At 68.7% G+C, this 9,702-nt stretch carries 9 protein-coding genes; 1 reads left to right on the top strand and 8 read right to left on the bottom strand.

The annotated features are described in order from the left end of the window. Positions 1-25 precede the first annotated feature (25 nt). The 8 genes from VHW64_RS07340 to VHW64_RS07375 form a co-directional block, all read right to left on the bottom strand. Positions 26-217, bottom strand: coding sequence for a ferredoxin (locus tag VHW64_RS07340; protein ID WP_329649870.1), 192 nt, complete (start codon positions 215-217; stop codon positions 26-28). Between the two features lie 64 nt (positions 218-281). Next, entirely contained in the window at positions 282-1,763 is a 1,482-nt protein-coding gene (locus VHW64_RS07345; protein WP_329649871.1) for an aldehyde dehydrogenase family protein, read from the bottom strand. Between the two features lie 11 nt (positions 1,764-1,774). Beyond that, complete coding sequence (locus tag VHW64_RS07350) at positions 1,775-3,100, bottom strand: cytochrome P450 (protein ID WP_329649872.1); 1,326 nt, start codon at positions 3,098-3,100, stop codon at positions 1,775-1,777. A gap of 74 nt (positions 3,101-3,174) precedes the next feature. Continuing rightward, entirely contained in the window at positions 3,175-4,032 is an 858-nt protein-coding gene (locus VHW64_RS07355; protein WP_329649873.1) for an acyl-CoA thioesterase, read from the bottom strand. Beyond that, on the bottom strand, positions 4,029-5,210 hold the full coding sequence (locus tag VHW64_RS07360) for a CaiB/BaiF CoA-transferase family protein (protein ID WP_329649874.1): 1,182 nt from the start codon (positions 5,208-5,210) through the stop codon (positions 4,029-4,031). Before VHW64_RS07360 ends, VHW64_RS07355 begins: the two co-directional genes overlap by 4 nt. 85 nt (positions 5,211-5,295) lie before the next feature. Further along, complete coding sequence (locus VHW64_RS07365) at positions 5,296-6,096, bottom strand: SDR family oxidoreductase (RefSeq protein WP_329649875.1); 801 nt, start codon at positions 6,094-6,096, stop codon at positions 5,296-5,298. Continuing rightward, the gene (locus VHW64_RS07370; protein WP_329649876.1) at positions 6,086-7,297 is read right to left on the bottom strand and encodes a Zn-dependent alcohol dehydrogenase; all 1,212 of its coding nucleotides are present in this window, start codon (positions 7,295-7,297) and stop codon (positions 6,086-6,088) included. The genes VHW64_RS07365 and VHW64_RS07370 overlap by 11 nt, the downstream gene beginning before the upstream one ends. Positions 7,298-7,322: 25 nt before the next feature. Next, positions 7,323-8,489, bottom strand: coding sequence for an NAD(P)/FAD-dependent oxidoreductase (locus VHW64_RS07375; RefSeq protein ID WP_329649877.1), 1,167 nt, complete (start codon positions 8,487-8,489; stop codon positions 7,323-7,325). Positions 8,490-8,818: 329 nt separating this feature from the next. On the opposite strand from VHW64_RS07375, the gene VHW64_RS07380 reads away from it, so the two are divergent. After that, the gene (locus VHW64_RS07380) at positions 8,819-9,514 is read left to right on the top strand and encodes a TetR/AcrR family transcriptional regulator (RefSeq protein ID WP_329649878.1); all 696 of its coding nucleotides are present in this window, start codon (positions 8,819-8,821) and stop codon (positions 9,512-9,514) included. The last annotated feature ends 188 nt before the right edge of the window (positions 9,515-9,702 follow it).

Here is a 9,702-nt window from a genome sequence, read left to right on the forward strand (position 1 = left end):
CGGTGGCGGACCGTCAGTCATGACGTCAGTCATGCAGCACCATGATCGCCTGCACCGGGCAGACATCGGCCGCCTCCTCCACGACGTCGACCTGGTCATCGGCTGGCTCCCCGTCGTACTCCAGGTCTCCGTGATCGTCGAAGTGGAAGACGTCGGGAGCCGACAAGGTGCACTGCCCGTGCTGCTCACAGGTGGCTCGGTCTACGGTGACGCGCACGACGCCTCCTCAGTTGTCGGACGAGCTGGATTCGGGCTCTCGGAGAGCGAGACCCGGTCATTCATCACGGTCCGGTGCTCGCGGGCGGCGAGAGCGGCACGAACACGCTCTTGGTCTGAAGGAACTCCAGCAGACCCTCGATGCCGCCCTCGCGGCCGCTGCCGCTGCCCTTGTAGCCCCCGAAGGGAAGCGTGGGCGGGACCGTCGACATCCCGTTGATCCCGATCGACCCGGCCTGGAGCTCCCGAGCCATGCGATGTGCGCGTCGTAGGTCGTCGGTGAAGACGTACGCCGCCAGTCCCGCCGATGTCCCGTTCGCAACGTCGACCGCCCCGTGCTCGGACTCGAAGGTCGAGATCGCCAGCACCGGTCCGAACACCTCGTTCTGAGCCAGCTCGGAGCCAGGGTCGACGTCGTCGAAGACAGTGGGCTCGATGAAGTACCCGTCGGCCAGGTCGCCGCCGAGACGGTCGCCGCCGGTGACCAGGCGACTCTCGCCCCGAGCCCGGCCGATGATGCCGTGGATGCGCTCCGCGGACTCCGCGCTGATCACCGGTCCCATCTGGATTCCGCGCTCGGCGGGGTCTCCGATCCGAGCCCGCGTGACGAGATCGACGACCTCCTTCACCACCTGGTCGTGGATCGAGCCCTCCACGAGAAGCCTGGTCGGGAACATGCATCCTTGCCCCGCGAGGTTCACGCAGGCGTTCAGCGCCGATAGAGCGGCACCCGCCTTCCAGTCTCCGTCCGCGAACACGATGTTCGCGGACTTGCCGCCGAGCTCGGAGACGACAGGGGTGAGGTTCGCGGCTGCAGATCGCAGGATCGCACGCGCAGTCGGCAAACCACCGGTGAAGGTCACCTTGCCGACCTTCGGATGGCTGACGAGCGCCTCACCCGCAGCCGGTCCGCCCGTGACCACGTTGACGACCCCCGCCGGAATGCCGGCTTCCAGGCAGAGCTCGGCGAACAGGACCGTCTGGACGGGGGTCTGTTCCGGAGGCTTGATGACGATGCAGTTCCCCGACGCGAGTGCTGGCGCTGCCTTCATGCCGAGAGCGGCCAGCGACTCGTTGAAGGGCGTGATGACCGCGACGACTCCGAACGGCTCCTTGAGCACGTACGCCAGGGCATCGACGGGATACGACGGGCTGATGCTGCCGTGGATCTTCTCGGCCCAGCCCGCGTAGTACTTGACCCACTCCGCACAGAACCTCGCGTACTGCGAGCCACCCGGCAGACCCTGCTCGACCGCGGCGATCTGGCCGAACCGCTCCCGGTCACGCAGCACCAGCTCGCCGAGTCGCCACAGCATGTCCCGCCGACGGTGCGGCGGCACGGCCCGCCAGCCCGCAGCGGCACCGGCCGCGGCCTCGACGGCCTGGTCGACCTCGGCGGGTCCCGCCATCGGAACCTCGACCACTGCCTTCCCCGTCGAAGGGTCCACCATGGTGAAGGGGGACTCGGCTCCGGTCCCCTGCCAGTGGTCGCCGAACAGCATCCGAGGCTCTGGAAGTCCCTCGATGAGTGCCGAGTGGTCGAGCACCGTGTCTTCCTCTACCCAACCGGCAGCGGCGCGGCCGGCCGCACCCCGTCGTACTCGATCTCGAGGTGCCGCAGCCCCCGCAGGAAGGCGTGGTCGTTCTGGATGACCGCCGAGCCCGGTCTGACCCGCACCTCGGGAAGTCGGGTCACGATCGCCTCGACGGCGATCAGCGACTCTCGCCTGGCCAACGGCGCACCCAGGCAGAAATGGGTGCCGAACCCGAAGGCGATGTGGGAGGGGCCGGTGCGGCCGGCGTCGAACTCCGCAGCGTCGGTGAAGTACTGCTCGTCTCGGTTCGCCGAGGCGAACATCACCAGCACCTTCGCGCCCTCGGGGAGATCGACCCCGCCGAGACTCACGGGCCTCGTGGTCCTGCGGAACAGCGACTGGAAGGGCGAGTCCATGCGCAAGGTCTCCTCGATGAACCCGGGGATCCTGGTGAGGTCGGCTCCGAGCCAGCCAGCGAGTCCGGTGGTCTCGGCGAGCCGGAGCATGAGGGATCCCAGCAGGTTCGTCGTCGTCTCACCGCCTCCCGTCAACAGATGGAGTCCCAGACCGATCGTCTCCTCCGGTCTGAGGAGACGGGTACCGTCGGTGTCCTCGACCGTGGCGTTCGCCAGATAGCCGACGACGTCATCGGTCGGCTGCTCTCGACGCTTCTCCACGATGTCGAGGAGGTAGTCCTGGAACTCCACGAGGTTCGACGCCGCGGTGACCAGCCGCTCTGTGGGGACGCCGCCCGCGATGGCCACCATCGCGGAGTCCGTCCATCGCTTGAACGTCGCGTACTCGGAGCTCGGGAACCCGAGCACCTCCGAGATCACGCGAATCGGGAACGGCACGGCAAAGGCAGAGACGAACTCGGCGCCGTCTCGCGGCAACGCGTCGATCAGCTCATGGACGAGCTCGTGCATGCGCGCATCCATCGCGTCCGCGGTACGGCGCGCGGAGAAGAGGCTGTTGGCCAGCTTTCGGTAGCGCGTGTGGCGCGGAGGGTTCGCGTTGACCAGCGTCGAGACGGGGCGGTGCGCACCGTCCATGGCCGCGCGTACCTCGGGTGACCAGTTGCTGGGTCGGCCCAGAGGCGGTCCTTGTCCGGGTTCGAACATCTCGTCGCCGTCCCACTGTCGGAACGTAGCCGGGTCACGCAGCACCCGCATGCAGAGGTCGTGGGTCGCCACCGTGTAGAAGTCGTGCTCGGGCACGTAGGCGACGGGCGCCTCGGTTCGGAGCCGTTCGTACAGCGGGAAGGGGCACTCCCGGTGAGAGGCGTGCATCGGATCCAGGGAGAGCTCGTCACCGGGGTCCATCGATGCGGAGAGGTCGACCTCGTGCATAGCTGCCTCCACCGTGAGACGTCGATTCGGCGTTTTCTCTGATGTCTATATTCTGACACTGGTGTCGGCAGCCGTCAACGCGAGCCACTCCTGATCAGCCCCTGCTGCGCCACGGAGGCGACGAGCCGCCCGCTCTCGTCGAAGATCCTTCCTCGGACCAGGTGCAGGACACCGGACGAGGCTTCGCGCACCTGGTCGTGGAGGAGCCAGTCATCGGCCCGACACGGTCTGTGGAACCAGATGATGTGGTCGAGGGACGCCATCGCGACCTCTGGCTCACCGGACCCCAGGCCGAGGGCTGGGAGCGCCGCGGAGAGCAAGGTGATGTCCGTCTCGAAGGCCAGCAGGACGCGATGCCATCCGGGATCGTCCGGCTGCCTCTCGGTCACGCGCAGCCATACCTGCTGGGCTCCACGACTGTCGACGTCCGGCGCCTCCAGCCGCTGCCTCGGCGTCTGCACGTGTCGTACGTCGACGTGCCGCCAGGTCCGGTAGCGCGCGCTCCACGCTCCGGGGTCAGCGGCGACGTTGGCCTGGAGGCTGGCGAGCTGGTCCGGAGCCGGCACCGCCGGCATCCCGCCCGCGACGTCCTCCCCCAGTTCCACCGCAGCGAACGAGACCGAGGACGTCGCCACCAGCCGGTCAGCCTGGACCACGCGCACTGACCTGGTGCTGAAGAGCCGACCCTCCCGAGTCGAGTCGACCTGGTAGTCGAGATCGTCGTCCTCGGTGCCAGCCGGCCGCAGGAACGTCGTCTGGATCGAGTGGGGATGCCGGCTGGGATCGACCGTCTGGCATGCAGCCGCCAGGCTCTGGGCGACGAGATGCCCACCGTAGAGCCGGGTGATACCGCGGTTGTCGGTCGCCCGCCCCCGGAAGGTGGAGGTCCCGGTTCGGGTCAGCGCCAGCAGGTCCTCGAGCTGGGTCGTCATCCGGCGTCCCCCGAGTGGCGCGGTCCGCCGCGCCGTGCGATCTCGGCGGAATGGGCGACGATCTCGTCGACGACAGCCGGCTCTAGGCCCAGGGACTCCAAGACCACGCGGGTGTCCGCCCCGAGGGCGGGCACCGCGCCCGGTGATGAGTCGGACGGGGCCAACGGCGAGCGGACGGTCAGGAAGTCCTCACCGGTCTCGGTGGTGGCGTGCGCGAACATGCCGCGCGTCATCAGCTGCGGGTCCGTCGCGACGTCGTCCACAGTGTTGACGCGCGAGCACGCCGCAATGTCTCCCAACGCCTCCAGCCAGTGGTCGACGGTGTCGTGGGCGACCGCCTCGACGATCGCCGCGCGGATCTCGTCGGCGCGCTCCAGCCGTTGCTGATGCGTGAGCGCGTCGTACGCCTCCAGGCCCAGCGCAGCACACAGCGCTCGCCACATGTGGTCCTCATGGTGGACGCCGAGGGCGAGCATGCCGTCGGCACATCGGAACACGCCGTAGCCGGCCTCGCGCCGGTCGAAGGCCTCACCGCCGTTGAAGTGCCGGGTGAGGCTCGGTCCCATGGCGAAGACGAGCGCATCGGTGATCGACAGGTCGATGCAGGTGCCGTGACCCGTGGACTCAGCCCGACGAAGAGCGGCGACAACGGCGAGGGCCGACAGCACGCCTGACAACACGTCACCCCACGGAGGGGCCTCGGTGAAGTAGCTCAGCCGATGGTCGAGCGCGAACGGCGTCAGCAGGCCGCTCACGGCCTCGTAGTTGAGGTTGTGTCCCCCCAGGAGTCGAGAAGGTCCGGTCTGCCCGTAGCCCGAGATCGAGCAGTAGACCAGTCCAGGGTTCGAGGCGCTCAGCTCGGAGTAGCCCAGTCCGAGCCGATCGGCGACGCCGGGACGAAACCCCTCCACGAGCACGTCCGCCTCGGCGGCCAGCCCTTGAGCGGCAGATCTGGACAAGGGGTCCTTCAGGTCGAGCGCGACGCTCTTCTTGTCGAGCGAGGCGAAGCGGAACAGCCAGGTCCCCACCTCGCGCTGCGGGTCACCGACGCCCGGGCGCTCCAGCAGGGTGACGTCGGCACCCAGCTCACGCAGGAGGAGACCGCAGACCGGCCCAGGGAGCTGCTCTGCCAGGGAGAGAACGCGGACGCCGGTGAGGGGCAGGGCGTGGTCGGTCATCGTTCGTGCCTCAGATCTGTAGGCGTGGTCGGTCGCGTCCGCTGCTGCGGGACGGGCCGGGATGCGGAGAGAGAGGTCGTCGAGGTCATGACGGGAAGGACAGACCGGAGTTCACGCTCAGCGTCTGGCCGGTGATGCGGGTCGCCGCAGCCAACGACACGATCGCCTGCGCGGCGTCGTCAGGGTCGGGTATCCCGAGACGGAGCTGGCGGGCGAGGTTGTCGAAGATCTTCGCTGCCTCTGGTCGAGCGAGAAGACGGTCGTACCCGAGCGTGTCTCGCGTCAGCGTGATCGAGACGCAGTTGACCCGCACGTTGTAGCGCGCGAACTCGCGCGCCCAGGACTTCGTCAGCGCGATGACCGCGCCGTACGCCGCGGAGACCAGGGACTCGCCCGCGGTTCCCACCCGGCCGGCATCGGAGACGACGTTGACGACGCTGCCACCACCCGCGGCCTTCAATGCCGGCAGCGCTGCCTGCACAGCGGTCAGGACCGAGTAGAGCTTGCCGTCGATGGTGGCCTTCCAGTCATCAGTCGTCAGTCGCTCGAAGAAGTCGACACGCACCTCCGGAGAGGCGTTGTTGACCCACACGTCGATCGTGCCGTAGCGGTCGAGGACCGACTCGACGAGGGCCGCCATGTCGTCTGCCCGCATCGCATCGCCGCGCACGTAGCTGACCGAGGCCCCGGGGGTCACTGCCTGGAGGCGGTCCACAGCCTCCCGTGCCCCGTCGCCGCTGCGATTGTTGAGCACCACGGAGGCCCCGGCGACAGCCATCCGTTCCGCCGTGGCGAACCCGACCCCCTGGGTGGAGCCGGTGATGACCACGATCTTGCCCGCCAGGTCGAATCTGTCAGGCCGGGTCTCGTGCTCCTCAGTCGTCATCGCCGCGATCTCCGGCGTTCGCAGGTCCGACAGGGCGGGCCTCGTCGGCGAAGCTGATGACCGCTCGCGCTCCCTGCTCGTCGGCGCAGTAGGCGACAGCCTCGTTGGTGTCGCCGAACGAGAACGTCCTCGTGACCAGCGCGTCGAGCTCGAGCTTGCCCGAGCGGTACAGCCGCGCCAGGACGGACAGGTCGCGCTCGACCTGAGCCGATCCGTAGAAGGAGCCGACGATGGTCTTCTCGGTGCTGACCAGGCCACCGAAGGCAGGGAGGTCCAGCCGGACGTCGTCCGGCCCGGCACCGACGAGCACGATGCGCCCTCCTCGTCGGGTCATGGCGACGGCATCGCGAATCGCCTCACTGCGTCCGACGACCTCGATCGCCACATCGACGCCTCGCCCATGCGTCAGCTGCCGCACGGTCTTGGACAGCGCGCCGTCAGGGGTGAGGGTGTGGGTTGCTCCCAGCCGTCTGGCCAGCTCCAGGCGCTCCTGATGGAGGTCGACGGCCACGATGGTCTCGGCGCCACTGATTCTCGCTCCCTGGACGGCGTTGAGCCCGACTCCACCACAGCCGATCACGGCGACGCTCTCCCCCGGTCGGACCCGGCCGGCATTGACCGCGGCGCCGAATCCCGTGAGGACGCCGCATCCCAGCAGCGCCGCGGACTCCATGGGGATGGGCTGGTCCATGCGGATCGCACACTTCTCGGGCACCACGCAGAACTCGGAGAAGGTCCCCAGGCCCGCCATGTGGAAGACCGGCTCGCCGTGGAAGGAGAACCGCGTCGTCCCGTCGAGGAGAGTTCCTCTCACCATCGCCCTCGTCGCGGTCTCGCACAGCGCCGGCTGTCCCGCGCGGCAGTAGAAGCAACGGCTGCACTGAGCCAGCCAGCTCAACACCACCTGGTCACCGACCGACACCGACTCCACTCCCGGTCCCACCGCGACGACCGTCCCTGCGCCCTCGTGGCCCAGCACCATGGGCAACGGGTTGGGCAGCAGCCCTTGGTAGACAGACAAGTCGCTGTGACAGACGCCCGTGGCACCCATCCGGACCGTGACCTCCTCCTCGCCCGGCGGCGCCAGGTCGAGATCCACGAGGTCGAGGGCCCGGCCTAGCTCCCGTAGCACTGCGCCCCTCGTGGTCTCGGGCAAGGGGCTCGGCCCATCGAAGCCCCCGGTCGTCTCCGGCTCGGTCATAGGTCTCCTCCTTGATGCTGCAGGCTCACGCCGCCATCCCCACGAGGTCACGACAGGTCGGACCCAGGTGGGAGAACCCGATCAACACCATGCCGACGACACGACCGTCGCGAGTGAAACGGACCGCCACATCCTCCTCGAGCCGACCGTCCACGACGTCAGCCGCGGCGCCGAGCGACGGCAGGCCGTAGGCCTGGAGGCGGACGTCGCCCTGGACGCTCCAGAACCACGGGACGGCAGCGAACTCGGCAGGCGTGCGCCCACTGAGCTGGTCGACGAGGGTCCGGCCAGCATGCTTCGCGCTCATGGCCGCCATCTGCCAGTGCTCGTACCGGCGCGGAACGTCGTCGAACACGCTGTTGGGGAAGCGTGCCACGTCTCCCGCCGCAACCACACCATCGGTCACCGCCAGCGACGATGTCGCGAGCACGCCGTCGGTCAGGTCCAGGCCGTTTCCGGACAGCCACTCGGTGTTCGCTGTGGACCCGATGGCCTCGATGACGACAGCTGCCCTGAGCTCGGCTCCGCTGTCGAGTCGTACCAGCGGTCTCCCGGACGGGCCCTCGACGGCGACGACGCGGGCGCGCCGATGGAAGGCGACCCCCCGCTGCTCGTGTCGTCGCCGAATCGCGCGGCCGACGGTCGGTCCGACCGCTCGGCGCATCGGCTCACTCTCGACATCGACGACATCGACGACGTGGCCGGCGTCCCGGAGAGCCGCGGCGACCTCGCAGCCGACGAATCCGGCACCGACGATCACGACCCGGCAGCGCGGAGTCAGGGACCGGTGGATCCGGACAGCATCGTCCAGACTCCTCAGGACATGACAGTCCGAGCGGCCCGCGGTGACCGAGAGGCGACGCGGAGTCAGGCCCGTCGCCACGACCAGACCGTCGAAGCCGAGTCGGGATCCGGTGGACGTCTCGAGAGTCCGGCCCGCCAGATCAGCCCGGCGCACGTGAACGCCGAGGTCCCATCGCACGTCGGCGATCGAGGCGCGACCTCGGAGCGCGACCGTCGAGTAAGAGGGCTCGGTCGTCGAGAAGGTCTTCGACAGCGGGGGGCGGTCGTAGGGGAGGTGGGCCTCCGCGCCCACGATCCGGATCTCACCTGCCCACCCGGCGGCGCGGAGTGTCTCAGCGGCCCGCAGACCAGCCAGCCCTCCGCCCACCACTACCAGCCGTGACGCCACGATGCTCCACCTCGAGGACGGATGGGCCACGGCGCCTCGACCCGAAGGCGGACTGCCGGCCCGCCGTCCCTGCCTGGGTGTCGCATGCCCACCGATCCTTCCCGCATGGCCCACAACTGAGTCCCACGCTACCATCACGAGTGTCAATAGTCCGACATCAACGTCACGGGCGACCGGGTCTGGATGGGGCTGCGGTTGGCTAGCATGAGCCTCGACCCTCACGCGGCGCCCCAGGCAGCGAGGCTCCGGCGCTCGAGCGGTCACCGACACCGGGCCGGAGGCAACGAGGCCCCACGCAGGCGGACGAGTCCAGCAGCCGGGAGGCAGCCGTGCCGGAGCAGAATGCGCGCAACGCGCTCATGGCGCGGTCGATCCTCGATGCGGCGACCCGGCTCTTCGACGAGCGCGGCTACACCGAGACACCGATGCGCGACATCGCCGTCGCGACCGGCGTGACCAGACCATCCCTCTACTACTACTTCACGAACAAGGAAGACATCCTCGTCGCGCTCCTTCGTGACCTGATCAACGAAGACGGAGTCCTGGAGTCCGTCGACGATCCGGCGCAGTCACCGTCGAAGCGCCTCGAGAACCTGGTCCTCCGGATCGGGGCGCAGGTGGTCGATCAGCCGGCCCGGCTGCGGATCATCAACCGCAACTTCGCCCAGGTTCCCGAGAGCGTCCGCCACGAGTTCTCCGCACAACGGCGTCGCGTCAGGGCCGCGTTGACCCGGACGCTCGAAGCTGCGATCGAGGCCGGCGAGGTGCGGTCGATCGATCCCGAGCTCACGACGTCGATCATCTTCGGTGCCATCACCGGCGTTCCCGACTGGTACCGGCCCACCGGAGCGAGCCCGGACGAGACCGTGCGGGCGATCACGTCCCTGCTGCTCGACGGCATCCGCGTCCCGGACGAGCGGCGGCACGACGGGACCGCCCCCGTGGTCATCCAGCGGATGACCGAGGATCTGGAGTTCCTGCGCCGCCTGGTCTCGACCCCCTCGGCCAAGGGATCGAAGACCTGAGGCCACGATGCCTCGCCAGCCATCCGCGCAAAGCGTCATCACCGCCGGTCGGAGGGGGCGTCGCCGCAGGCCTTGACAGGCCCGATAGCGATGTTAATGTTCAAAGCGTCAGCAACGTCAAATAACTGACACTTCGTTCGAGGACGTGAAGTCACGGGACCTCCACGCCTGTCAGCGAGGTCTCTCGG

Source organism: Nocardioides sp. (assembly GCF_036267815.1).
Taxonomy (GTDB): domain Bacteria; phylum Actinomycetota; class Actinomycetes; order Propionibacteriales; family Nocardioidaceae; genus Nocardioides.